Here is a 24,122-nt window from a genome sequence, read left to right as displayed (position 1 = left end):
TACGGGGCATAAGCCGTTGCCCTAGCGTTGAGCCTCAAATAAAAACAAAACGCCGGAAAATCCGGCACAGGCGAAGAATTGATGACTATCGATATCGACCGCAATGCTCGACTTTCGGCCAAGCGAAAATTCATCCCGCACCTGCGCTGGTGGATGCTCTCCCTGTTTCTGCTTGGCGTCACCGTCAACTACATCACCCGAAACTCATTGGGCATATTGGCCCCGGAACTGAAATCCACGTTCAGCATGTCGACTGAACAATACTCGTGGGTAGTCGCCGCTTTTCAACTGGCTTACACCCTCTTCCAGCCCATCTGCGGATGGCTGATCGATGCTGTCGGGTTGAAACTCGGCTTCGTGATATGTGCCGTCATATGGTCGGTGATGTGTCTGCTGCATGCGGGCGCAGCGAGCTGGGTACACCTGGCGATCCTGCGCTTTTTCATGGGTGCTTCGGAGGCTGCCGCCACCCCCGCGAATGCCAAAGCCATCGGCGACTGGTTCCCGAAAAAGGAACGGCCTGTCGCGGCAGGCTGGGCTGGCGTCGGCTTCTCGTTGGGCGCGATGTTAGCGCCGCCCATCATCTATCTGGCTCACGTTTCGCTGGGCTGGCAGGGCGCATTTTTGATTTCCGGTGGCATCGGACTGGTGTGGGCTGGCCTCTGGGCCTGGCTTTACCACGCGCCAGCCATCCACCCTCGCCTCTCTCCCGCTGAGCGGGAACACATCCAACAAGACGGCGAAATAACCGGCCAGCAAATGCCGTTTTTCAAAGCGCTGAAAAAGATCGGTCGGGACAAAAGGTTTTACGGAATCGCCCTTCCCGCCTTCATGGCTGAACCCGCCTGGGCGGTCATGAGTTTCTGGGTGCCTCTGTATCTGGCCAATGAGCGAGGCATGGACCTAAAGCAAATCGTTCTTTTTGCCTGGGTGCCTTTTCTGGCAGCAGACCTGGGCAGTATCGCCAGCGGTTATCTCTCCCGTGCCTACCACCGAATCTTCAAATGCACGCGGGTCAACTCAATCGTTGCGAGTTCGATCACGGGCGCGTTTCTGATGTTTTCGTTAGCCGTCATGACTCAGGTGAAAGATCCCTATGTCGCGATCGCGCTCATTTCAGTCGGCGGTTTTGGCCACCAGATTATCTCCTGCATGTTGAGTGCATTGGTGGTCGAGACCTTTGATCGGGATGAACTGGCGACGGTTAACGGCATGCGTGGTTCCTGCGCCTGGATTGCCAGCTTTATCTTCTCGCTGATCATCGGTGTCAGCGTCGACAAAATAGGCTTTAACCCACTGTTCATCGCCATGGGGCTCTTTGATTTTATAGGGGCAATTTTCATGATCATGTTTATCGCGGACCGTACCCAGTCCAAATCCAGGCCAAAATCTGAAGTGGTGCACCCACAATGAAATCACTCAAAAACTGGAAGTTCCACGCACGAAAAGAAGGCTATATCGAGCTGCTGGTCGAGGACCGGCATGTATTCCGCATCCATATGCTCGAAGATGGTTTGGCTCGTGTCCTGCTGATGCGCGCAGGCACATTGGAACTGGATCGAACCTGGAGCATTGCGCCCAGGGAAGATGTCCCTTGGGAAGGTCGGTCTCGTGAGTCCGTCGCTGACTTTTCCTTGCCCGCTTTTCAGCTCGAAGAGCTTCAGGACCGACTGATACTGACCACCCAGAAACTGCGCGTCACGGTGCATCAGCCGCTTTGGTTGCAGTGGGAATTTCACGACGGCCTGGCCTGGAAGCCGCTGGTCTCGGATCGCCCAACCGGCGCCTACTCACTCAACGCCCATGGTGATGGCGTCGAGCATTATCAGTTGCGCGCCCCTGAACATCGCTACTACGGCCTAGGGGAAAAAACCGGTGATTTAAACCGAACCGGCAGACGTTTTGAAATGCGTAATCTCGACGCCATGGGCTACAACGCGGCGAGCACTGACCCGCTTTACAAGCACATTCCGTTCGTCATTACCCAGCAGCAAGACGCAAGTTTCGGGATGTTCTACGACAACCTGAACACCAGCGTCTTTGATCTGGGCAACGAGCTGGATAATTACCATCGCCCGTATCGTCGCTACAAAGCGGACGCCGGGGATCTCGACTATTGGGTTATTGCAGGGCCGCGCGTACTCGATGTGACCAAGGCCTTCGTCCGCCTGACCGGGCGCACCTTGTTCCTGCCTAAATGGAGCCTGGGCTACAGCGGCTCAACCATGCGCTACACCGATGCTGACAATGCGCAGGAGCAGTTGCTCGGGTTTCTTGATCTCTGCCGGCAACACGAGATCCCTTGCGACTCGTTTCAGCTGTCCTCCGGGTATACGTCGATTGGCGACAAACGCTATGTGTTCAACTGGAATTACGACAAAGTCCCGGATCCAGAGGCGCTGGCGCAAGCGTACCGTGATGCTGGAGTCAGACTGATTGCCAACATAAAACCGTGTCTGCTGCAGGACCACCCACGCTACCCAGAAGTGGCAGATCAGAAGCTGTTCGTGACCGACTCGGAATACGACCAGCCAGAAAGGTCGGTTTTCTGGGACGACGAGGGCTCGCACCTGGACTTCACCAATCCGGCGGCCATCCGCTGGTGGCAATCAAACGTCACCTCGCAGCTTCTGGAAATGGGCATTGATTGCACGTGGAACGACAACAACGAATATGAAGTGTGGGACGGCGAGGCACGCTGCCAGGGCTTTGGTCGCGAGATAGCGATAAAACATATCCGGCCGGTCATGGCGCTGTTAATGATGAGAGCTTCGCTGGAGGCGCAGCAGCGATTCGCACCTTCAGAACGCCCTTACCTCATCTCCCGCTCGGGTTGTGCCGGGATGCAGCGCTATGTTCAGACCTGGAGCGGCGATAACCGGACCAACTGGGACACCCTCCGCTACAACACCCGCATGGGCCTCGGTATGAGCCTGTCAGGGTTGTACAACGTGGGGCACGATGTCGGCGGGTTCTCTGGCAACAAGCCGGATCCTGAGCTTTTTTTACGCTGGGTCCAGAACGGCGTGATGCACCCGCGTTTCACTATTCATTCCTGGAACGACGACGGCACCGTCAACGAGCCATGGATGCACCCCTCCGTTACCGACGCGATCCGCGACGCCATCCGCCTCAGATACCGGTTGATGCCTTATTTCTATACCTTGCTGTGGCAAGCGAGTCATGAAGACGAACCCATTTTGCGGCCGACTTTTCTGGACCACGAGCACGATCCGCAGACCTTCGAAGAGAACGACGAATTCCTGCTGGGCCGGGACATGCTGGTCGCCAGCGTTGTAGAGCAAGGCGCACGCGAGCGCGAAGTCTGGCTACCGGTTAACGAGACGGGTTGGTGCGACTGGCATACTGGTGACTGGTACGAAGGCGGCCAATACGTGTCCCTCGCTGCACCGCTGGAACGCTTGCCATTGCTGGTACGGGGAGGCGCTGCGATTGCCACCGGTAAATGCCACAAGCTCAATGACTCATCTCTTGATCGACACCGTGAGCTGCTGATTTTCCCTGCACCCTCAGGCTCCGCAAACGGGGTGCTGTTCGAAGATGATGGCATCAGCCACGGGTGGAAAAGCGGCAGCAGCCTACTGATTAACTGGACCCTCGAATATGACCCGGACTTCATTGATTTGAAGATCGTCAAAACAGGAAGTTTTCGTCCCGCGTGGGAGCAGCTTGAGGTGTCGCTGAAGGTACAGGATGCGCGACCGTTGAGGATCAATGGCAATAGCCGAACGACTTTAGGATTGGCCGAGATTCCGGATCACGAACATGATTGATCAATGACTGATTTGGAATGCTTTTCTGTAGGAGCTCACGAGCACCGCGAGGCAGCGATGGCGGTCTGTCTGATATACCGCTATCGCGGCCTCGCGGTGCTCGTGCGCTCTAATAAAACAACATGCAATTACTGGATTGAAATGCATTTTCTGTAGGAGCTGCCGAAGGCTGCGAAACATTTCTCCTGATACACCGCGATCGCAGCCTTCGGCAGCTCCTACAGGTCCTGTGTTTGCCGCTAGACAGCGCGGTGATATGGAAACAGGGCCAGCTTGGCTGCCAGGTCTGTGGAATGCCCAAGCTCCATAACCACCTCAGGATTCGTCGCCGAGCCGGGACAGGCTTGCCGCGAGCTCATCCTTTCGAAACGGTTTGGCAAGCCGTGGAATATCCGCATCAAGTCCCTCACGTTCGGCATAGCCGGAGACCAGGAGGATTGCAGTCCCGGGCCGGGAAGTTCGGACTACTCGGGCCAGATCGGTGCCACTGATACCAGGCATCAGGTGATCCGTGACAAGCAGGTTGAAGGGCTGCCCGGCGTCCAGCAGTTGTAAAGCCTCCTCGCCCGATGCCGCCTCGATCACCCGGTAGCCCAAGTCCGTCAGCATGTACGAGGTGCTTGCGCGTACAAGTTCTTCATCGTCGACCAGAAGCGCAATGCCACGCACCGATTGTCGCTCCGGAGCCTCGACTACGCGCAAGGCTGCTGCTGGTACGGTCATGCTGCGCGGAAGCCACAGCTCCACGTTCGTTCCCAGACCGGGCAAGCTTTGAATCGTAAGCGCACCGTTCAACTGAGATGCCAGGCCATGCACCATCGAGAGACCAAGACCCGTTCCCTTCCCGACGCCCTTGGTCGAAAAGAACGGCTCCACCGCCCGGGCGAGCGTTGCCGCGTCCATCCCCGTGCCGGTGTCAGCGACAGACAGACAAAGGTATTCGCCGGTCGGAAGCCTCGAGCGGTGACCGATACTGACCAACTCAGTGCTCGCGGATATGCGCATCGTCCCCCCTTCCAGCATCGCGTCGCGCGCGTTCACGGAGAGATTCAGAAGTGCCATTTCGAGTTGGTTCGGGTCCGCCATCGCCGCAGGCAGATTCTCCGGAGCATCAACGACGACCTTGATTTGCGGACCGGTGGTGCTGGCGACGAGATCGCCCATGTCGCTGACCAGCTTTGCCACGTCGACCGGAACCGCTTGAAGCGGTTGGCGACGCGCGAAGGCAAGCAACCTTTGCACAAGGGTCTTCGCACGATCCGCTGATTGCAGCGCACCGGATATCAGCCGCTGCTCTCGCTCGCCGCCCACGCCTCTGCGCTGGAGCATGTCCAACGTGCCAACGATCGGGGTAAGCAGGTTGTTAAAGTCATGAGCCACGCCGCCGGTAAGCTGACCCATTGCTTCCATCTTCTGACTCTGACGCAACGCCTGCTGGACTTCTTCCCGCTCGGCGATGGCCTGGGAAATCCTCGCTTCGAGCGTGGCATTGAGTTCGCGCAGTTCCTCCTCGGCGGCCTTGCGGGCGGTAACATCAACCACGGTGCCGGTAAAACGCAGACAGCGATTGGACGAATTGAATACAGCCCGGCCCTTGGCCGCTATCCAGCGGACAATGCCATCCTCGCGGCCAATCGTGCGGTAGTCCACTTCGTAAAGGGCGCGCTGCTCAGGATCGACGGCCGCTGCGAAGGCCGCAGTCGTTGCTTCTCGATCTTCTGGATGCAAGCCGTCATAGAAGTGTTGCAACGTGACCGGCACATCAGCCGAAATGCCGAACATGGCCTTGGTCTGTGGCGGCCAGATGAGCGTTTGATGAACGATATCCACGTCCCAGAAGCCAATGTCGGCGTTTTCCACGGCAAGGCGCAGTCGCTCCTCGCTCTCGCGCAGACGCATCTCGGCACCTACCCGCTCAACATGTGCCCAGCAGCGCTCGACGACTTCCCTGACCAGGGATATTTCGGACGGTTGCCAGTCCCGGGGCTGATCCTGATGAACCGCCATCATTGCCGTCAGCCGGCCGTCCTTCACGAGCGGGCAACAAATGATCGCGTCCACACCAATGGATAGAAAGGTCTCAAGGCCCGCGCCACGGTTCAGTTCTGCGACAACATCACGTATGACCAACGTGCGGCCTGCGCGCATATCCTGCGCAGCACGAGGTCCAAAAAGGTCGAGGCTATAGGCTCCAACCGAGCTCTGGATGCCGGGCGCATTGTAATCACTGCGAATCCAGAACCGGTCGTGGTCGATATCCACATCCGCGTAGGCGCAGCGCGAAATGTTCAGCCTCCGACCGAGCAGCTCGGTCGCGGCAAGCAGCGCGTCTTCGGCATGCTGGATATTGAAGAGCCGGTTGTCGAGTTCATCAAAAAAACGCAGTCGCGAAGCACTGTCTTGCAGTGCCGCCTCAGCCTGATGCTCGGCCGTGCGGTCGCGGAAGATTTTCACAAAACCGCCATGATCCATGGCGAGCGGCATCATCAATCCCGAACCCCAGAAGCGTGTACCGTTTTTGCGGACGTGCCAGCGCTCGTTGACGGCTCGCCCCTGCTCACCAGCGACTTTTAGCTCGTTGTGGAACACTCGCTCAGCCTGGTCCATGTCCGTATAGAAAAAGTCGCCCTTGCGACCGACTACTTCCTCTGCACCATAGCCAACAACGCGCTGGGCACCGATATTCCAGCTCGTTACCATGCCTTGCGCATCGTAGGTGATAATCGCAAAGTCCTCTGCGCCCTCAACGATCTGGCAGTATCGCGCCTCACTGAGCCGGATAGCAGCCTTCGCCCGAGCTCGATGCACAACGAGACCCACCGTCTGGACAACGAAGTCGACGATCTGGGTATCAGCTGACAGGGGCTTGCGCGGTTCATGGTGGTACATGACAAAAGCGCCGAGCACGTCGCCCTGCGCCGAACGGATCGGGAATGACCAGCAGGCGTGCAGGCCGTGTTCAATGGCTTTCTCCCGGAAACCGGCCCACAGCGGGTCGTTCGCAATGTCGGACATGGGCACTGGCTCGCGCCGACAAGCCGCAGAACTGCCGTAGCTCGAGCTCTGGCCGACAATGACGCCCTCCATGTCGGCATTGAATGCACCGGGAAGACTCGGGCCTGCGCAATGCTGCAGCTGCTGACCGTCTTCATCCAGCAGCAGAATACTTCCCAGGAAACGGGACGTGGAAAGCGCTTCCACTTCCCTGACAATCTCGTCCAGCGCGACATTGAGAGGAGTCTCTTCGACGGCCAGTTTCAGGATACGGTTCTGTGCATCGCCCAGCGCGGCCGCGCGATTGCGTGCCTCAGTGAGGCGCGCATTCTCGATGGCAATAGTCGCCAGACGTGCCAGACTTTCCAGCCGTTTGATCGTATCCAGGTCGTGGGTGCGGACCTCCGACCAGTAAGCGCCCAGCGCCGCAACCGAAACCGGTCGTCCGATCGGTACCATCACCATGCTACGGACAAAAGTCGGCGAATAGGCGTCTTGAGGAATGCGCGGGTCGAGCCGGACATCGGGAATGGCGACCGTCTCGCTGTGGTGCATGACCCAGCCCGAAATACAGTGGTCAGCCGGGAACGTCAGGCCTTCCCACAACGGAGAAACTGCGTCTTCCGCCACATAAGAACAACGCCCGTCATGCTCAATAACGACCGCTACGCCCTCTGCTCCGACAGCGGCACGCGCCGTGTCCCGAAGCACGGCAACGACCTCTTCCACCGATGCCGCCATAACCAGTCGCTCACTGGCATCCAGCACATGGGACAAGCGTTCATCAACGCCTGGAGCTATCGGAACAGATGGCAAACGAATCTCCCACCGACGGCCACAGAATCGCTCTTCCACGGACGGGTTCAAAATGAATGATGCTAAAAAGACATTATATATAGCATCCCGTCTCGATATGCAGAAATGCGACCATCGAGCATCACGTTAAAGAACTTCCAGCCTTAAGCCGCCTCAAGCGCCGCAGCAATAGCCTCGTTGAAAGCTGGGATATCATCCGGAGTACGCGAAGTAATCAGCGTCCATCCATTGGCCGGGCATCGCTTGACCTCGGCATCGACCCAACCGGCAGCACCGGCATTTTCCAGGTCAAGCTTTACGCTCGGGTACGAGGTGAGGGTCTTGCCATTGATCACGCCAGCGTTGATCAGCAACCACGGCCCGTGACAAATCGCAGCAATGACCTTGCCTGCATCAGCGAACTCCTTGACCAGACGCTGAGCGTTTTCATCCAGTCGCAGCGTATCGGCATTGACCGTACCGCCTGGAATCACCAACGCATCAAAATCCGACGCTTTAAGCCCGGCCAGCGCAGTCTGGGATTCAACCGTGCGATCTTTCTCAGTGTCCTGAACGAAAGTCTGAGCAGTCCCGCCGTCACTCGAACCATGGGTGACCGAAGCCCCTTGGGCCTTGAGCGCTTCTAGCGGTTTAATCAGCTCGTCCCGCTCGATCCCTGTATTGGAGGTGATGAACAGTACTTTTTTGCCTTCCAGTTGATTACTCATGGTGGTTACTCCGCCCTCTTATCAAGGTGATCAATTCATGCGTGCGAATGGTGATTCATCCGACGCGTTGAAGATGGGAGGTCGGACCGGTTTTGAAAGTTCAGCTGGATTTTGTGTTGGTGCCGGCTGAGTAGGCGGTACTGACACGACGCTATCGTGCAGTGAACACAAAACCCTTTGTGGGGGCCGGGCTTGCCCGCGATGCATGAGACACAGCCAGAAGGCAGACCGCGTCATCGTTTATCGCGGGCAAGCCCAGCTCCCACAGGATTTTGGAATGAGCATTACATCTTGAGCGTCTTTACAAAAAATCATGAATCAACAGCGGCTTCTCAGTCGCAAAAGTTGACTCATGAACAGCGCTACCACGCAGCGCAGAATACTTCGATCGCGACAGCTAACTTCAGCTAGCGCCGTCAATTGCAGCTACCACGGCAGATAAGTGTCAGGCTCAAGCCTGCTCATCTTGCTCGTCTTCATCATGCTTGAGCGCAGGCTTCATACCTGGCTGAGGTGCGTGCTCGGCATTCGGCGCGATCTCTTCGCCGTGATTCTTTTTCTCTTGCTGAACTTTTTTGTCGTGGGCAACGTTGCGTGGGTCGGTCATTGGATTTCCTTGATTGGGCAGTGATTCAAATACCCATCGACGCGAAAGCTGAATCTGAGCGCCCGGGCAAGATTTGGAGTTCGCTGGGGATAGAGCGTTCAGTGCAATTCAAACCTGTAACGGCCGAGCAATGCGAGGAGAGTAAAAGCGTCTAAGAACGAAGCCATCAGGATCGGAAACGAATAAATCAGCAATGCTGACGCAGGACACTAGTAGTACCCAAGGGTTTGCAACGTTCTGGCAAGACTCAGTACAGGTTGTAATTTTTCATCAAGCAACGTCCACCACTCGTGCTCAACCCACTCACCTGTCTCTGTCTGGTGCATGGGAGGTATCCATTCTTTATGTCGATTGAAAACATCCGGGATGGCTCGCCCAAGGGCCGAGAGTTGATCCTGGGTGAAACCCTCTTTTTGAAGCTCAAGAACCTTCGCGAGCGCCAGACGATAATGCTCAACGTAAGTCATCGCCGGAGTAGAACCAGCGACCCGTATCAATTCGGGCAGTACTGACTCCAGTTCCTTGAGCTGACTCAACCTGTCCGCGTTCGTATAACGGTATTCGGCCATTGTGATTCCCTACTATCTGTTGGATAGCTGCAACAAGAGGCTCTCTTGAGGCCGCGCGACAGCGGCTTCCCGAGAGCCTCAACCACTATGTCAGCGATACCAATCCGGTGCGCTTAGTCGATGAACTCGTCAGGCTTTTTAACCCACTCAAAGTAGCTCGTCCTTCAGCAGCTGCTTGATCAGTCGTTCCGTCTCATACATTTCGGCAAGAAATTCCTGATCATGATGACTGGTGGTTTCCAGGTAGCCCCGCGTGCAGTTCAAGAGCCCCTTCAAGCTCGCCTCCAGTTTTTGTTTTGAGCCGATCCCGATTAGCGCCAGACTTGCCTCGTACCGCTTCAAGTAATCAGCTACGACGACTTCATCAGACGCACTGCACTTGTCTCGAAGTGCAGCAATCGTTTTTTCGATTTGCTGGTTCACACTCCGCAAGCTGTCTGAAATCACCTTTTACTCCCGTTAATAGTCACCGAGCGGCGCCTGGATTTTATAGAGACAGATGAACGACAGGTTATGGCCGGGAGCGCTCTTCATTCGCCAGGCGGTTTGTGGCCGATTTCTGTCTCTCACGAAGGTTTGCAATCGGCTCGAAGCAGTCACTCAGATCTCAGCAAGCTTTCCAGGCTAAACGCAACGCCACATCAGCAACATCAAAATCGCGTTCGGTGAGTTGCTTGACTGCTTCAATCTTGAATTTTTCGGGGTAACGCCGATTTCTGTAGGCACCTCCTGATGGGCATGATTATGAGGCCTATCTACAAACCCAGCGGAGACTCACAACATCAACCCAAAGACAAAACAGGGCGGATTGGTTTAAGCGACAGCCGAATTAACAACTGAAATAAATCCGCCCCCTTTTCGGTCTCGGCAAATGGTTCTAGCGCTTCAATTCAAACCGACTTTGACAGAACGCTCGGACGACCAGGATTTCTGGCCTGACGGCAATATCGGCTCGGCAGGAATTCGATATTGCCCGAACTCCTTGACTACGGCCTGGTCGACGTCAGCGTTGCCCGAACTTTCGATCAATACGATTTGTGGCACATTCGAACCAGATTTTCCTTGTACTTGCAGAGTCACCGGTTTACTGACGCTGCCGTGTTGGACTTGCTGATTTAAGGCAAACTCGGTGTACATTGTCAGGCGATTGAGACTCTTGCGACTGGTATCAGTCCAGACCTCGCTATAGCGCTGGATCTGTTCAGCCGTTAGCACCAGTCCTTTGGCGCGGATACGCTGAATGCCCTTCCAAGAGACATCACCGGCATTCTGGCTGGCCTCCACGTAATACATCATTGCCCCGAACAAGTCCTGCGAGCCACCGCGACCCTCCTCCATCAATCTGGCCAATGCGAGTTTACTTTTATCGCTGTCGCTGTTGGTCAGTGCCAACTGATAAAGCCGTCGCGCTTCGACATCGTCAGGCGCCTGCCCGTGGCCGTTCTCGGCCATGAGTGCCAGTTTCTCGTTACCGACGCCATCCACGGCGGCGACGGACTCATAGAGCGATCTAGCCTTGCCAAAATCTTGCGGCAGGCCGCCACGACCGAACTCATACAAACTACCGAGAGTGGTCTTACAGCGCACGTTGCCGTTATCACTGGCGTTACGAATGTATTGGACCTCGTCCGCGGTGGGGTCCTTAGCGCCCTCAAACAGCATACATTGGACGTTGGCCATACTATTTTCCATGAGGCTTGGTGGCCTTGAGGTTTGACACCCTGCGATGAGCCCCGTGATTGCCAGTACAACAACCGCCTTTTTCATGTGATGCATCCGTGAAATCCTGAGGGTTTAAGTATGATCATTATCAAGGCACGCAGCGTTGCTGATAGATCGAATGAGATTGACGTCGCATGGTTTGCCAGATCATCTCCTGCATGAACGCATTCACGATCAATTGCGACCTCCAATATGACCACTCATTTCTACCGCTGTACTGTCACTGGATCGACCACAGTAGAGACATCAGCGACTACCTGTCCACAGTCTGCTGCTCGCAACCACAAGCGGAAATTTGTTGGATAAGTTAACGCTCTCCACAGCGGTTGAGGCCGCAGCAAGACTTGTGGCGTCCTACCGTTTCTTTAGATTTTAGCTCACGATATAGGGCCAAGCGCTGATCGATGGAGCCAATATGCGTATTACCCAAGATTTCCGCTCAGACGAAATTCTCAGGCTTGAGCATCTCTTGGAGGGCTTCAACTATTCCGTTTGGGTTAACACCTACGGGCCTTTTGATCTAAGCAGAACGCTTCAGGAGCAACTGTCCCATTGCACTGGTAACGAAGTAATCATTGGTGGCCAGTCCTGCGTAACTGCAAGCCAAGCCCGCCGCGAGATTACTGAGAACCTGCTGCACCTGGGGGATGGCGGTTATGGTCCAGTAGATCTAACAGCAAAGCGCTCAGAAATAATGATCCTCCTTGAGGCCCTACTCACGTATGTGCACCTCGACCAAGCCAGCGCCATAACTTCATTCTGGCTAACCGAAGGCCATCCGGCGTACCCGGTATTCTGGGACTTCTCTTTCGATATTCAGGGGTATGGGAAAAGATGGATTCTGATGGGCAGCAGCAGCGACTAGGCTAAGAAGGTCTGACCTTAAAACTCCCTTTTGGCAGGGCAAGCTCTTAATGATCGCTATGGGTCGAAAGCCGTCGGTCGCGACAGGCCATTCGAAGTGGAGGTGGAAGGTAGGCCGTTCAAAAAATTATTTCACACCGTGCCTCGACGGCCTGCACTCTTAGTGTCAGACCCGACTCGAACCGCATGACAAGGTGATGATCTGGCTGGATGTTGTCCGTGAGGTAAAAGGCTTGTGTATCGGCTTCCGGATCCACCGTTCCAATTGACTGAATAACACTGCTGTCGTCGTCAATTGGATTTGCATTACCCCCACTCGCTGAAAAGTACTCGACGTCATGGAATCTGAAAGTAATTTTGCGTGCTTCTTCGATCGGCACCCACGCGTCAGTCCGTCGAATAAAGCTGAGTACAACCGATCGATCCAATACATCGTAATTGATGGCGCTGGCTTGGTAGAAGTTATGCAGATCGTAAGCGCGACCGTTAATCTCAACCTCGATATGACCGAATACGAAACCTTGGAATAGCATGAGTTGACTCTAATCATTATCAGTAAGCGTGCATCGTACTGCGTAGATGCAATGATCGCTATCCGAGTGCATTCAGCCCAAAAGGCGGTCGCTAATTGCCGAGTGAAGGCTAAAGAACCTGATCACCTATCACTATGATGGATGCTCCGAAGGTTACGTCAGATAGCCGGGTAACCTCAGCCAATACCCGTGAAGGGGCAGGCAAATCGAAAAGTGTCCGTGGATTCAGTGGCCGGTATTGCAACTCATACCCCCTCAAGGCCTGTCCGGAATCGCGATGAACGTCCGACCAGTCGTATGCAAAGAACCCACGTCTGGCAAATTCAACGAAGGCGTTTGCGCCAGCCCGGGTATTGGCCCGATCTACCTCGGACACCTCAGGCAATGAAAGGACAAATTCTTCGGAGTTTTCGACGGAGGGCAGAGCGGAATCAGGAACCGGCCCGGGGCCGCCCGTAGTGAAGAGCGCAACCTGCCCGAGGGCGTCGGTGGCGACCCATCCAACATCACAATCCTGAAGAACGAAGGTAGTCACTATTTGCACCTACTTTAGAAAAGAGTCGAGGTCATTTCCCAACTCTACTTGCCAGCCCTGAATGTGTAAAAGCGCGTCAGCAAATTCTCAAAGCGTGAAGAAACTCGATGGGTGTATTTCCGAGTTTTGACCAATTGCTACCAGCCACGACAGGCAGGAATCGGCCAATTGCAGCTATCGGGATCTAGTGATTGAGGTGAGTGAAACGGTCATGCTCAGATGAACATAAACGCTCCACTACACCTCAGCTCCCTAATACACATAGCTGGCCAAGCTGGCCAAGGTTCTTGGTCTGCTCAGGTGTGTAATGCTCAACGACCTGAACCGTGTCGGACAATTGAATACTAGGGTAGTGTTCCCGCATCCCCTCAAGCATAACCATTGGCGGCCACGTGGCCTCCATGCCGCAGAACGCGGCCGCCTCGTTCAAAGGCATGTACGTGCAACGGGTGACCCACACGACAGTCGTTTGACCAGGTTTTCCTTCGCACTCATAACGCAGATAGCCAGGAACTATGTGCGATTCGCCGAAGCGGATCGTTGACCTCTTGTTTCCATTTAGCAAATCAGGGAAAAGTCGAGAGACCACCATTAATGTTTGCATGCTTGACTCCTTCATAAGCACATCAAGCGGTGCCGGGCGCGGAGGCAGATTTAAAAAAGCTTCTCTACCAAAACTGTAGTCGCGTGGATAGCCATATCTCCAAAATCACCCTCAAGGAATAAAACGTTCTCAACAATGTTTATCCCTTCAAGCTCTCCAAGCCCCCTTGAATCCTTAACATCAAGAGCGCCAAGCCTGATGGTGAGCTCAGTACCGTCGGCGTTCCATGCCATCAGCTTGTACTTGGTCTCGTCGTCCGCACTAACAACCATCTCAAAATATCGATGGGCCTGATCCACTGTGATCGACAAGACGTTGCTTTGCTCGAGCGCTTGAACATCCATGGCGAGGCTACTTTTGCTTAAAGCCGCATCCTACTACGACAGATGCTTGCCTTGGAATATTCTCGCCCCGGTCTTCGGCTCGAATGAATGCGGTTGAGATAGCAGTAGATATTGTGCCTAGACTTAGGTGTTCACCTTGGATAAAGCGCCTCATGGGCAATCCCCACGATAAAATCCTCACCCATCACAGCAAGGGATCACGGAGTCGGTTCAACATACGCTGGGGCAGTCTTACTGCGATGCGGCTCGTGACCGGACATTGATGGCTGAACAGAAATCGGTAATCTATCTGCTGTGCCTGACAGCCATAACCTTGAGACAATTACGGCGGTGGAGCGCAGCATGAAAATGATCTAGGGGCTGATCAAGTTGAATTGGCAAAATACGGATCCGAGACCTAAAGGTACCCGATCTACTCGTTAGGAGATGAGCCATGCAATATTATGTTCTTCGACATGAAGGGACAGCCGACAGCCTCGTCGATGCGGATGTTGAGTTCGTCCCTAGGCTTCCAGAGTACTATCAGGTGGGCAAGAAGTTTTTTTTGGCCGAAACCAGGGTTAACCTGAAGCTAGATAAGCGTGTGAAAAAGCTAAAGGCGGATTTCTTTCTTGCAACTTGCGGTGCTTTTTTCGTGTCGGAGCCATTGAAAGAAATACTGAGCAGCCATAAGGTTGCCCTGGATTTTCTCATGGTAAATTCCAGCTATTTCAATGGAAGCGCAACGGAAAATAGATATTTCCTGGCTCATGCTGAAAACAAGTTGATCTGTTTTGATTATCTCAATTCCGAGTACTCAGGAAAACCCATGATTTTAGACAGGATTGCAAACGGCGAGCTGTCTACGGATTATCAGGTCAGGGGTATAAAAAAATTATGCATCAATGAACAAGAAGTCAAAGGGTTGGACTTTTTCTTTGTTGATAAAATTATATGGATTGATCCTCTCATCTCCGAAACGGTTGTAAATGCTGCAAGGGACAGTGGAATTCGACTGAATGTGGAGAAGATTTGCTAGAACGATATTCTGCTGTGAAATCTTTATCACTCCGGTTCTTGTGATAAATGATTGGTGCCGTGGCTGCCAGCATTGAGTCAGCAACTTGTCGTCAGCCTATATCTGGCGCGATCAGGAGTAAAGCTATGACCCCGGGGGGCAATTTGATCGAAAAGCACATCACGTTTTCTGCCTCAAACGGCTGGTAGAGAACCGCCAAAAGCGCCCTGTCGCGATCAGAAACGTTTGACGACAACACGTCCCTCTCGCACTCTGCTTTACCCCTTTCGTTCACCAGGCTTCCCATGACACTCCCGACCGTAGTGCTGCTCGACTTCTGGCCACAGCCCAGTACGTCGCCCGAACCCGTGGTGTTCGCCACGGACACACAGCTATGTTTGCGGTACTGCGCCGATGGGGAGGAAATAGTTTTGATCCATTTTCCCTTGGTAAAAAAAATCCAGTTCGGCTGGCCAAACGATGAGGCTTTGGGCGGCCATCCATTGATTGGACTTGGCCTCAAGCAATACCAGATTCATCGGGTGGATAATTCGCCCTGGCTGGCAGAGCTTGAGCAGAGAAACGCCATTCATCCGCGACACGATAAGCGACTGTTTGTAGAAGATGCCATCCACTATGTCTTTACGTTTCAGGACTCAACTTTGGAATGCATCGTATCTGAGGGGCCGTTCTGGTATCCAAAAGTACAAGTCTTTACTTCGGAGCAGGAGGCAAGGGATGGCTGGCGCAAACTGATAAATGAAGTGGACACATGAACTCAATTGCCAGTAGCGAATGACAGCTCTGAATCGGAAGTGGTCTTACGTGAGAGGCAGAGATCGGCCAGACGAAGCCGTCCAGGACCATTGGGTCCCGCGCAGAAGATTCGTCGAGCGTGGGTGGGGGCGCAAGAGCTCGCGCGTCAGGCCAAACAGATCACCTCGCTCGAATCCAACGGCATTACGGTGCACCGGTACTTTGTGTTCGCTCAAACACACCCCGTTGTCCACGCGTTCATGCATCAGAGCCTGATGCGCTTCAGCTCGGTAATTGCCAGATAAACCGTCGGACCATCAGACGAAGAAGGTGCCCGGTAGCAACCCATTGCATCCAGGTGTTGAACCGCAAAGGCAGCAAGCTCCCAAGCCATGGCTTCGTCCTCGACAGGAAACGCCTCTTCGTTGCCAAACAGTTGAAAACCCGTAATGGCTTCCAGCTCCTTGAGCGGCAACGCCCGATCGCGAAGGGCGTCAGGCACGGTTGGATTACTCCAAGCCCATTTCCAGCTTGAGTGCTTTGGTACAAAGGAGCCGATATTGATAATCAGCGCTTCGGCGACCTTCCTGTCCTGCTCATCGAAAAAACTGAGAGAGGCGGTGTCCTGATCAAGCCACCAGCGCGCCATGCCACCCAACCCATACTGTTGCTGTAATGCTTCCTGCTTGCTCATCAACCCGGCCATGGCCGTTTCAAGCAGCACGTCAAAAGTGTCTTCCGACATCAATTCTTCCTTGTTCATTACGGCCCGTGCGCGCCTTTGAGCCCGGAAATCCATACGTGATATTTGAGCGATTTCTGCCTTATTGCATCGTCTGCTTTCGGGCCTATAGGCATAACCTACGGATATCGACCATTTGCTGCCTGTCACTGAAAGGCTACCCGTAAGGCAAGGCGAGTGCCGAGCGACTCATTGCGCGGATAAACCAGCGTTCAGTTGAGTCGCACGCTCCTCCAGAGTAAGCAGTCAGTAAAGGCCTGTGGCGCTATCAGGTTCGAATACCGGAACCTGGTGCACGCTGACCATGTTGTAGTTGAGCATGAAGCCGACGCCGCCCTCGGACTCCATCACTTCAGCCACCCAACCAATAGGGTTGATGAACAATGAGTTGTCGTGGTTCAGCACGCCGACCGCCGCAGTGGTCTCATCATAATCCCAAACGACATCGCCCCAGTGCCAGCCCTGCCCTTCTACGTACTGTTGGCCGAGCAACGCGCCAAGCGCGAATATTTCGTCTTCGGGCAACGTTGTGCCACTCGCTTTGCACTCACGCACCCGCGCCGTAATTGCCTCAACCACGTCAGCCGGAGCATGATCCTGAGTAAGGCTCAGTAAGCCGAGCCCTTGATGGATCAAACCTTTGAGCTCCTCTGCCAAATGGGCAGGCACCTTGCTGATTTCAGCCATTTCTATTCCTTCATTTAAAAAACTGCATCCAGGTTGAATAATATAGTGGCACAACGTATTGGGTTTTGACTTGTCAGCTTCATTAGCTCATTAACGGAAACTGAGTCATAAACAATACTTCAGCCATGCCCCTCAAGGTGCCTTATGAGTTTGATACCCGAACTGAACAGCGAAGCTCACGTGCTGGTTTGCGGAGCCAGCCGAGGTATCGGCCTGGCACTCTGCGCGGCTTTGCTGGCTCGCGATGATGTGGCTCAAGTCTGGGCCGTAGCACGAAAGGCAAGTACCTCCACAGAACTGGGAAAGCTTGCAGAGCAATATGGCGACCGTCTGAAACGAGCCGACTGCGACGCGCGCGATGAGCAATCCCTCGAAACACTCGTGAGCGAGACGCTTGAAGGATGCGATCATCTGCACCTCGTCATCAGTGCGCTGGGCATTCTTCATCAGGACGGCGCAAAACCAGAAAAGGGTCTGGCACAACTGACCCTTGCGAGCATGCAAGCGAGCTTTGCGACCAACACCTTTGCTCCAATCCTGCTGCTTAAACACCTGCTCCCGTTATTGCGCAAGCAACCCTCGACCTTCGCGGCACTCTCCGCGAGGGTTGGCTCTATTGGCGATAACCGATTGGGTGGCTGGTACAGCTACAGAGCCAGCAAGGCTGCACTCAACCAGTTACTACACACGGCCAGTATCGAATTAAAACGCCTAAACCCTGCGTCTACTGTTCTGGCAATACACCCAGGCACGACTGACACGGATCTGTCCAAGCCATTCCAGGCGAACGTGCCTGAAGGCCAACTGTTCGAACCGGCTTTCTCGGCGGACCGCATTATTGAGTTGGTAGGAGCGCATGGACCGTCCGACAGCGGGACCTTTTGGGCGTGGAACGACGAACCCATTGTCTGGTGAATTATTTCACTGACAACTCAAGACTATGGAGATCTATCGACGTATGAATCTGGCCCACGAAGACATCCGAGAATTTCTTACCAATGGCGTCGTTGTGGGTGATCTTCTTTTACCCACGCACTATGCCAAACCGGATCGTCTTGATGATTTTCAGGCTGGCTTCCGGACCCACGGGAATACCGGCGAAAGCCTGGTATCCGACATTGAAGGCGAATGGAATCCCGACTGGTATGTCCTCGCAATGACCGGGCTGGATGACCCGGTTTTTATTGCCGCGACCGAAGCTTCAAGCGGCTATCCCGTCTATACCGCACCCCACGGAGCAGGTCGGTGGGACGCCATACAGATAGCGCCGAGCATTATGGCTTTTCGCCGTTTGCTGGAAGCATTGGCAGAAGTGAATGATGACGCCGTCGAATTCAATCGCTTGATCATGGCGGAGATCGGCTCTGCGAATCAGTACTGGCGTGAAGTCATCGATGCGCGTCAGGAAGCAGAGCTTCTGGAGCAATCGACACCTGAAATCAGTGTCTATGATCCGGCTGATTTTGAAAGCGGCGACTTGATCGTTACTGCCTTTGGTCTCCATAAGCTCAAGGTCGTTCAGCTAGTCAGCAAAGGGAGCAAAGGGAGCAAATTGTCATTGAAAGAAGCACTGGCACTTGCCGACGCGCCTGAATTCAAGGCAGGAAGTGGCACCAGACTTCAACTGCGCCAATTGCGTGACCGGCTGGAGGCTTTGGGCGCAACGGTCGAGTTCCGGCCTGATTGATAGCTGAGCGCGTAATGCCTCGCTTGTTTGGACGACTGCTCACTCAAACCGAACATTTCATTGCGTTCGAGATTGACACCGATATCACACACCGAGAACTTCAATCCGTTGATCGCTGGGAGCGATATCTCTGCTCAGCAGGACTATTCAGTGTCGAAGAAAGGTATCGGGAAAGGCTATGGGGCTATAGCGTTGGAGGTCAGGCGACAACTTCTTTCCCTACCGCAAAAACCTGCCTTCAACGCTGCCACATGAGATCTTGTCGGAGGAGCTGACCAGAGTGTCCATAAGGTTCGCATTCGGCCAGAAACGACCGATAGAATTAGACTACACCGAAGTCCTGTCAGAGATTATTTGCATGCTGATTGAGTGTCTAAGGTGCGGCCTGGACACCAACTCCCTTCACCACCCCCAACGCAATAATTCTGCCCTCCCGCTCCAGCAAAAAGCGTGAGCCGGTAGCCGCCGAAACCGGCGCGCCAAGTTGCAGCGACATGTCGCCGCTGTCGCCAGGGTTGAGGGTATGGGTCGACGACACCCGCCCCTGGCTAACGCGGCCGTTTATCCAGACGGTGACGGGACTGTCTTTTTGCAGTGCCAACGTCCACTTCGACTCTAGCGGCGTTAACCGATAGATAAACGTCGCCAGTTGCTGACCGTTGATAAAAGCGAGAGATTCCTCCGGCCGATCAGGGGTATTTTTGAGTGCAGCAAGAGCGTCGCTTAACTCATCGCCACCGCGCCACAAGGTCTTGACCGTGAACAGCGCAGCTTGATCGCCGTTCAGGTCATAGGTGCTCAGCACTGCCCGGGCCTCTTGCTCTTCCATCTTCAGCAATTCACTGTCTTTCACTCGGCCGGTGTTGACGAACAACAAAGATAGGCTGGGCACTCCCGCCTGCCGGGCGATCAGGATATGTTCACGGATAATTTGCAGTGGGCCTCGTGTTGCGTCGACCACAATTACCGCATGCTTCGCGCGCTGGCCAAGGGAGGCGATGCTTGAGGCGGAACTGCCCAGTGGCGCAGTCGCTACGCTGTTCGCGCCGGAACGGCATGGCTGCGTGCATTGTTTCAGCAATAACACGCGGGCGTCGTCACCAAGCACCACGATATCGGGGTTGCTCCATGTGGGCAGGGAAAACATGAGTAGCATGCAGGCGATGGCCTTACAGACTGTCGACTTCATTGAGTTCCTATTGCGGTCGGTTCTAGCGATCACCTGCTTTCTCCTGCCACTGCGCAAAATTATCCTGGTGCCTGGATGGTGCCAGAAGCAGTCATCCCGGTTGAGCGCTATCCGGAATGACTTTGGCCTCGACGTCAAACCTGCTCAACAATGCGGCACCGTCAGTGACACCAAGGATCTGATCAATTGCATTCGCTGGATAATTGGGAGTGTCATTCACAAGGCAGTCAGGCGATCAAGCTGCTCTGCTGAAGGGAATCCTAGTGTCCGATAGCGAGGTGGATAGCCAGCTTCTGTAGTCAGCAGATCGCCAAGCTCGGATTCAAGTTCGCTCCATAGAACGGTTTTGACTGTCGGCTCCCCACCCTCAAAGGGGTCAACCAACACGATGCGATCACTCTTGGGCAATAGGGTCGGCACATCTTTTGTCCAAGTGCTGATCGATACGGTTTTGCCGTTCTGGTCAGTCAGCTCGTAGAGAAGGTACGAGGCAACAAACACATCGACGCTCGTTTCCAGATTGACCTTATCGAGCAACTCTTTCTGATTGCTGTAGCTACCCTGGAGCAGCAGATGTTCCAGCGTGGCCAGACGGTTATTGACCGCTTCATCATCAGGGTGAAATGGGACGATATCGCGCCCGTCATAGGTATAAATGTCGGTGGAGACTGCCCTGCCCCTCTCAAGCGCTTTGAAGCCAAGCTCGACCATCTGACGGATGCCTTGCTCGTCCTTGTCGCCCGTGACCATCAAGACGTCACGACTGGGGATCATGAACACCGGTCGACCTTTAACGGGTGCGCGCTGTAGAACATCTGGCAACAAGACTCTGCTGCTGTCGTATCCGTCCGCCCACTCCGCGGAGTAAAGCCCAGGGATAATTTCACCAAAGGCATCGTGCGTAGCATCGCGCAAGTTCTCAATGGAGATCGCCACTGCCTCATCCATTGTGACACCCCACTGCGCTTCAGGGCCGCTGGTAAGGGTGGCGGTGGACTCGGGAGAGTCAACGGCAAGCATAATCACACAGTCGCGGCCCAAGGGCTGATAAACGACATCGTGCCGCTTGTCGCTATGATTTCTGGCGTGCTCCAGTCGAATTTCCTCAAGCATGGCAAGATTTCGAATCACCGGACGTAATTGCGATTTCACGTTTTCAAAGACCGTCCCGGTTCTCTGGCCAGACACCAACAGAGTCGATACGTACCCATTCAGAATTGCGACCTTCTGGGTCTTGTCTCCATTTTGATAGTCGTGAAAGGCGTTATGAAGATTGAAGTACGAGCCATTGTTATGACGGATGCGAAACTCGCTAGCCTGAAAGTCCATGGCCTCGCTGTAGCCAGCCTTGCGGGCTGAGTCGATAAATTTTTTGGCAAATTCTTCCTGAGTCAGAGGACGACTGAAGATTTTGTCGAGCAGGGATTTGAGCATGCACAGGATCCTTCGTGTCAGCAGGCATTTGTAAACAGGGTGGGTTGGGCGAGGCTAAACTTGTTCACAGCTTGAACGGCTGCTTTCTATATCGACGGGTCTCAGATGAAAAACAGGGTCGTACACCTGGAGCTAATTTTATGAATCCTACAACCCGGACGGGCGTTATTTTATTGCAAATGCCCGCCTTTCACGATAGGCAGACATCAGCCAGAAGCTGCCTCCCAGAAAGCTAACGCCGAACGGTCAATCGTCAAACAAGGTCCAGCCATGGCAAATGCCGACAAAGTCTTTTGCCGTAAAAAACAATGTCAGCTCCTCTGGGTCAAATTCTTTGTAGAGCCAGTGCCCAGGTAGCGGGCCTCTCGTTATCACGTATTCCAGGTGGTATTTCTGGACGGTTCCAAAACTGCAGGAGCGTGAGTTCAACTCAAATCTGTCACCGCTGTTAAGCGCCCATAGATTTTCAACAAGGCATTCATCAAGCACCACCTCTCCCGCTATCTCAATGAGATGCTGCGAATGAAGTTTCTTCTGAAGCCTAACGCTTCTGGCCATATATCAACCTAAGTATGAACTGTCCGGGCATCGGCATAATAATACTGGTACATGGCGATGAGCGATCTGGTTGGAAAAAGCGGGCATTTCGAGTGTCGCTTGATTTAGGGGGGATTTCACTGCGTGGGCGGTTCTCGGTATCGTGGGAAATTTGGCGGTTCTCGTTATCACGGTCCAGCAAAACTCCTCGCGGTGATGGGCAATATCATATGTACTGACAGGCGGCTTGCAGCCATGAGCCGTTGATAGCGAAACGAATCCTGGAAGTGAGTAAATATTTTATGAACGAAGGTTGGCAAAACGACGATTACCTCATCGTGCTCACACAGGATGAAAGCTTCGCTGCGATGAAAGCCTACCGGTTTGACCATTACCTGCGGGGCTACACGCTACTGGGCCTGAAGAGTTGGGATGACTTTGTAGTCATCAACTCCTGCGGAGTAATGTTTACGGTTCCAACGCTGCCACTTGATGTGTCCTGTATTACACCGTATGAGCTGCCCCAGCAGATTTCGCTGGAGCCTGACGAGCAGTTCACAGGGAAGATCAAGTGGTATGTGAAGCCGTTAGCCTGCGGGGGCGACCCAACAGACCAAACGAATGTGGCGTGGGTCACTCATGAACAACATGCTGAACTTGTCGTCTGGTGGAACGAGCAGTACAAGCGCGCAGCTGTCGCGAAGTAAAGCTCTAGACTCAATACAGCCTTTAGGTGTTGGCATCGCCTGGAAGCCGCCTGATTTACACGGGATCCAGTGCACTCTCATCATTAGGTATCAGGAATGATCAAGCGCGTTGCGATTACGACACTGGCCTTTCTCATTGCACTCCCATCATTCGAATGGTTATTTAGTGAAGCGGCAGTGTTGTTTGAGATGGCTAACACGGGAGCCACGTCAAGAGCTGAGCTGGCAGACGACTTTGGTCTTGGCATCATTGGAATCATGGTTGTCTTGCCAGCAACCATAATCGGTGCAGTCATCACAGCATCAGTTGTCTGGTGGAAAATGAGCCCCCGAGAGTGAGGCTAAATGCCTGGCAGAACATCCAGAGCGGCTGAAAGAAGCGTTTCACTAGACGATCCTCTCGTAAACCCAAATATTGGTTCCTGCCGTGAAGATAGTGAAATCTGTCCGTTTTGACGATGTCGACCTTGATCTGGAGTACGAGTACCGTGGATACAATTACAGCGTAGAGCACGAAGGAAAAATGTTCCTGATCAGAACTTACGATGACGAGCCTGGGCGGGCGATAGTCATCAGTCCGGCTACGATGCATACCAACGGTAATCTTGGGCCGCTTGTCTCTTTCTTGCAGGCGGAGTTAGGGGTCTCCAGAATCAGGCTCTATAAGGGAGACTTGGGAAGCTACGCCGAGATCGACCCTGATACGTTAGCGTTCCTTCCCGTTTGAATCAGGCTGCGACAGCAAGATTTTTTGGGGAGACGCACTCCAGGTCACTCAAGAGCTACGCAGACCTGTTCGAACCACGCCGCAAAGGTTGGCCAGCTTTCGTCTGTACTTCCGTTGTGTGACCAGTATCGAACAGCACCTGCCTGCGATATGCAGAAGTAGTCGCTGTTATCCTCAATGAAAGGCAACCAATCCCGCGACAAGCCCTGAGCCCAGGCGGCTTCAGCAATTTCAAAGATATCCAGATGGCTGCATCCGCTCAAAATCAACGCGGGTTCAAATACGGCGTTTGCGACATCGCTGCCACCTTTCAGGAACTGGATATATTGATCGGGAAAGCGAAAGCTGAGCCTGCTCTCCGCGTCAGCAATTTCAGCATCTGTTGGGATACGAAAAGGATCGTCTGTCATTCGTTCAAGTCCGAGTGTTGATCAGTATCATGTGATTAGCTTATTCAATCAGAAAGTGCAGGAGTCCGCTTTGAGTCGATAGCGGCGGCTGCACACTACGCCGTCAGCCATTGCATCAACGCTAACGTGATTCGAAAGTGGATGCCGCTGTACCGAGATC

Annotated in this window: 25 protein-coding genes and 1 pseudogene; 10 read left to right on the top strand and 16 right to left on the bottom strand. The window is 54.0% G+C overall.

Going from position 1 to position 24,122, the window contains the following annotated elements; all coding sequences use genetic code 11:
- Window positions 1-81: 81 nt before the first annotated feature.
- Both KDX30_RS06175 and KDX30_RS06170 read left to right on the top strand, forming a co-directional pair.
- A complete protein-coding gene (locus tag KDX30_RS06175; protein ID WP_122708454.1) occupies window positions 82-1,413 on the top strand; it encodes an MFS transporter in 1,332 nt (443 codons plus the stop codon).
- Window positions 1,410-3,794 carry a glycoside hydrolase family 31 protein gene (locus KDX30_RS06170; protein ID WP_231675277.1) on the top strand — a complete coding sequence of 795 codons (2,385 nt, stop codon included), beginning with the start codon at window positions 1,410-1,412 and terminating at the stop codon, window positions 3,792-3,794. The genes KDX30_RS06175 and KDX30_RS06170 overlap by 4 nt, the downstream gene beginning before the upstream one ends.
- Before the next feature lie 315 nt (window positions 3,795-4,109).
- Here KDX30_RS06170 and KDX30_RS06165 read toward each other — a convergent pair whose 3' ends face one another.
- From KDX30_RS06165 to KDX30_RS06135, 7 genes and pseudogenes are all read right to left on the bottom strand, one after another.
- Window positions 4,110-7,529, bottom strand: a complete 3,420-nt coding sequence (locus KDX30_RS06165; protein ID WP_406643766.1) for a PAS domain S-box protein — start codon at window positions 7,527-7,529, stop codon at window positions 4,110-4,112.
- Between the two features lie 218 nt (window positions 7,530-7,747).
- Window positions 7,748-8,311, bottom strand: a complete 564-nt coding sequence (locus tag KDX30_RS06160) for a type 1 glutamine amidotransferase domain-containing protein (RefSeq protein ID WP_231675276.1) — start codon at window positions 8,309-8,311, stop codon at window positions 7,748-7,750.
- Between the two features lie 451 nt (window positions 8,312-8,762).
- Window positions 8,763-8,918, bottom strand: a complete 156-nt coding sequence (locus tag KDX30_RS06155) for a hypothetical protein (RefSeq protein WP_080238097.1) — start codon at window positions 8,916-8,918, stop codon at window positions 8,763-8,765.
- 209 nt (window positions 8,919-9,127) lie between these two features.
- Complete coding sequence (locus tag KDX30_RS06150) at window positions 9,128-9,487, bottom strand: hypothetical protein (protein ID WP_231675275.1); 360 nt, start codon at window positions 9,485-9,487, stop codon at window positions 9,128-9,130.
- A gap of 147 nt (window positions 9,488-9,634) precedes the next feature.
- Window positions 9,635-9,934 (bottom strand): hypothetical protein, encoded by a 300-nt coding sequence (locus KDX30_RS06145; protein WP_027900097.1) that lies wholly within the window; start codon window positions 9,932-9,934, stop codon window positions 9,635-9,637.
- A 178-nt stretch (window positions 9,935-10,112) separates the two neighbouring features.
- Window positions 10,113-10,199, bottom strand: a pseudogene (locus tag KDX30_RS06140) (transposase); the annotation flags it as partial.
- A gap of 173 nt (window positions 10,200-10,372) precedes the next feature.
- Window positions 10,373-11,167, bottom strand: a complete 795-nt coding sequence (locus tag KDX30_RS06135; RefSeq protein WP_231675274.1) for a tetratricopeptide repeat protein — start codon at window positions 11,165-11,167, stop codon at window positions 10,373-10,375.
- 457 nt (window positions 11,168-11,624) lie between these two features.
- Here KDX30_RS06135 and KDX30_RS06130 point away from each other — a divergent pair, with 457 nt between their 5' ends.
- Complete coding sequence (locus tag KDX30_RS06130) at window positions 11,625-12,074, top strand: hypothetical protein (RefSeq protein ID WP_231675273.1); 450 nt, start codon at window positions 11,625-11,627, stop codon at window positions 12,072-12,074.
- A gap of 118 nt (window positions 12,075-12,192) precedes the next feature.
- On the opposite strand, the gene KDX30_RS06125 is transcribed toward KDX30_RS06130, so the two are convergent.
- The 3 genes from KDX30_RS06125 to KDX30_RS06115 all read right to left on the bottom strand — a co-directional run bounded on the left by KDX30_RS06125 (window position 12,193) and on the right by KDX30_RS06115 (window position 14,089).
- Window positions 12,193-12,606: a hypothetical protein gene (locus tag KDX30_RS06125; protein ID WP_231675272.1), complete on the bottom strand. Its 414-nt coding sequence runs from the start codon at window positions 12,604-12,606 to the stop codon at window positions 12,193-12,195.
- A gap of 779 nt (window positions 12,607-13,385) precedes the next feature.
- Complete coding sequence (locus KDX30_RS06120) at window positions 13,386-13,745, bottom strand: ASCH domain-containing protein (protein ID WP_122708458.1); 360 nt, start codon at window positions 13,743-13,745, stop codon at window positions 13,386-13,388.
- Window positions 13,746-13,795: 50 nt separating this feature from the next.
- Window positions 13,796-14,089: a hypothetical protein gene (locus KDX30_RS06115; RefSeq protein WP_231675271.1), complete on the bottom strand. Its 294-nt coding sequence runs from the start codon at window positions 14,087-14,089 to the stop codon at window positions 13,796-13,798.
- Window positions 14,090-14,522: 433 nt separating this feature from the next.
- On the opposite strand from KDX30_RS06115, the gene KDX30_RS06110 reads away from it, so the two are divergent.
- Both KDX30_RS06110 and KDX30_RS06105 read left to right on the top strand, forming a co-directional pair.
- Window positions 14,523-15,107, top strand: a complete 585-nt coding sequence (locus KDX30_RS06110; RefSeq protein ID WP_231675270.1) for an imm11 family protein — start codon at window positions 14,523-14,525, stop codon at window positions 15,105-15,107.
- Between the two features lie 410 nt (window positions 15,108-15,517).
- Window positions 15,518-15,862 (top strand): hypothetical protein, encoded by a 345-nt coding sequence (locus tag KDX30_RS06105; RefSeq protein WP_231675269.1) that lies wholly within the window; start codon window positions 15,518-15,520, stop codon window positions 15,860-15,862.
- Between the two features lie 245 nt (window positions 15,863-16,107).
- Here KDX30_RS06105 and KDX30_RS06100 read toward each other — a convergent pair whose 3' ends face one another.
- Complete coding sequence (locus KDX30_RS06100; RefSeq protein ID WP_231675268.1) at window positions 16,108-16,587, bottom strand: DUF6882 domain-containing protein; 480 nt, start codon at window positions 16,585-16,587, stop codon at window positions 16,108-16,110.
- Between the two features lie 243 nt (window positions 16,588-16,830).
- Window positions 16,831-17,271, bottom strand: a complete 441-nt coding sequence (locus KDX30_RS06095; protein ID WP_231675267.1) for a hypothetical protein — start codon at window positions 17,269-17,271, stop codon at window positions 16,831-16,833.
- 144 nt (window positions 17,272-17,415) lie between these two features.
- Here KDX30_RS06095 and KDX30_RS06090 point away from each other — a divergent pair, with 144 nt between their 5' ends.
- Both KDX30_RS06090 and KDX30_RS06085 read left to right on the top strand, forming a co-directional pair.
- Window positions 17,416-18,186: an SDR family NAD(P)-dependent oxidoreductase gene (locus tag KDX30_RS06090; RefSeq protein ID WP_231675266.1), complete on the top strand. Its 771-nt coding sequence runs from the start codon at window positions 17,416-17,418 to the stop codon at window positions 18,184-18,186.
- A gap of 43 nt (window positions 18,187-18,229) precedes the next feature.
- Window positions 18,230-18,958 carry an SMI1/KNR4 family protein gene (locus tag KDX30_RS06085; RefSeq protein WP_231675265.1) on the top strand — a complete coding sequence of 243 codons (729 nt, stop codon included), beginning with the start codon at window positions 18,230-18,232 and terminating at the stop codon, window positions 18,956-18,958.
- Between the two features lie 373 nt (window positions 18,959-19,331).
- Here KDX30_RS06085 and KDX30_RS06080 read toward each other — a convergent pair whose 3' ends face one another.
- The 3 genes from KDX30_RS06080 to KDX30_RS06070 form a co-directional block, all read right to left on the bottom strand.
- The gene (locus KDX30_RS06080; RefSeq protein WP_231675264.1) at window positions 19,332-20,147 is read right to left on the bottom strand and encodes a hypothetical protein; all 816 of its coding nucleotides are present in this window, start codon (window positions 20,145-20,147) and stop codon (window positions 19,332-19,334) included.
- A 216-nt stretch (window positions 20,148-20,363) separates the two neighbouring features.
- The gene (locus KDX30_RS06075) at window positions 20,364-21,581 is read right to left on the bottom strand and encodes a DUF1444 family protein (RefSeq protein ID WP_231675263.1); all 1,218 of its coding nucleotides are present in this window, start codon (window positions 21,579-21,581) and stop codon (window positions 20,364-20,366) included.
- 246 nt (window positions 21,582-21,827) lie between these two features.
- Complete coding sequence (locus KDX30_RS06070) at window positions 21,828-22,139, bottom strand: hypothetical protein (protein WP_099270565.1); 312 nt, start codon at window positions 22,137-22,139, stop codon at window positions 21,828-21,830.
- 281 nt (window positions 22,140-22,420) lie between these two features.
- Here KDX30_RS06070 and KDX30_RS06065 point away from each other — a divergent pair, with 281 nt between their 5' ends.
- The 3 genes from KDX30_RS06065 to KDX30_RS06055 all read left to right on the top strand — a co-directional run bounded on the left by KDX30_RS06065 (window position 22,421) and on the right by KDX30_RS06055 (window position 23,552).
- Window positions 22,421-22,825 (top strand): hypothetical protein, encoded by a 405-nt coding sequence (locus tag KDX30_RS06065; protein WP_231675262.1) that lies wholly within the window; start codon window positions 22,421-22,423, stop codon window positions 22,823-22,825.
- 96 nt (window positions 22,826-22,921) lie between these two features.
- Window positions 22,922-23,164 (top strand): hypothetical protein, encoded by a 243-nt coding sequence (locus KDX30_RS06060; protein ID WP_231675261.1) that lies wholly within the window; start codon window positions 22,922-22,924, stop codon window positions 23,162-23,164.
- 88 nt (window positions 23,165-23,252) lie between these two features.
- Complete coding sequence (locus KDX30_RS06055) at window positions 23,253-23,552, top strand: hypothetical protein (protein ID WP_231675260.1); 300 nt, start codon at window positions 23,253-23,255, stop codon at window positions 23,550-23,552.
- A 44-nt stretch (window positions 23,553-23,596) separates the two neighbouring features.
- Here KDX30_RS06055 and KDX30_RS06050 read toward each other — a convergent pair whose 3' ends face one another.
- On the bottom strand, window positions 23,597-23,962 hold the full coding sequence (locus tag KDX30_RS06050; protein WP_231675259.1) for an SMI1/KNR4 family protein: 366 nt from the start codon (window positions 23,960-23,962) through the stop codon (window positions 23,597-23,599).
- Window positions 23,963-24,122: the final 160 nt, after the last annotated feature.

Source organism: Pseudomonas quasicaspiana (genome assembly GCF_021147825.1).
Classification (GTDB): domain Bacteria; phylum Pseudomonadota; class Gammaproteobacteria; order Pseudomonadales; family Pseudomonadaceae; genus Aquipseudomonas; species Aquipseudomonas quasicaspiana.
Note: the sequence above shows the minus strand (reverse complement) of the source record. Positions and strands in the feature narration are given on the sequence as shown.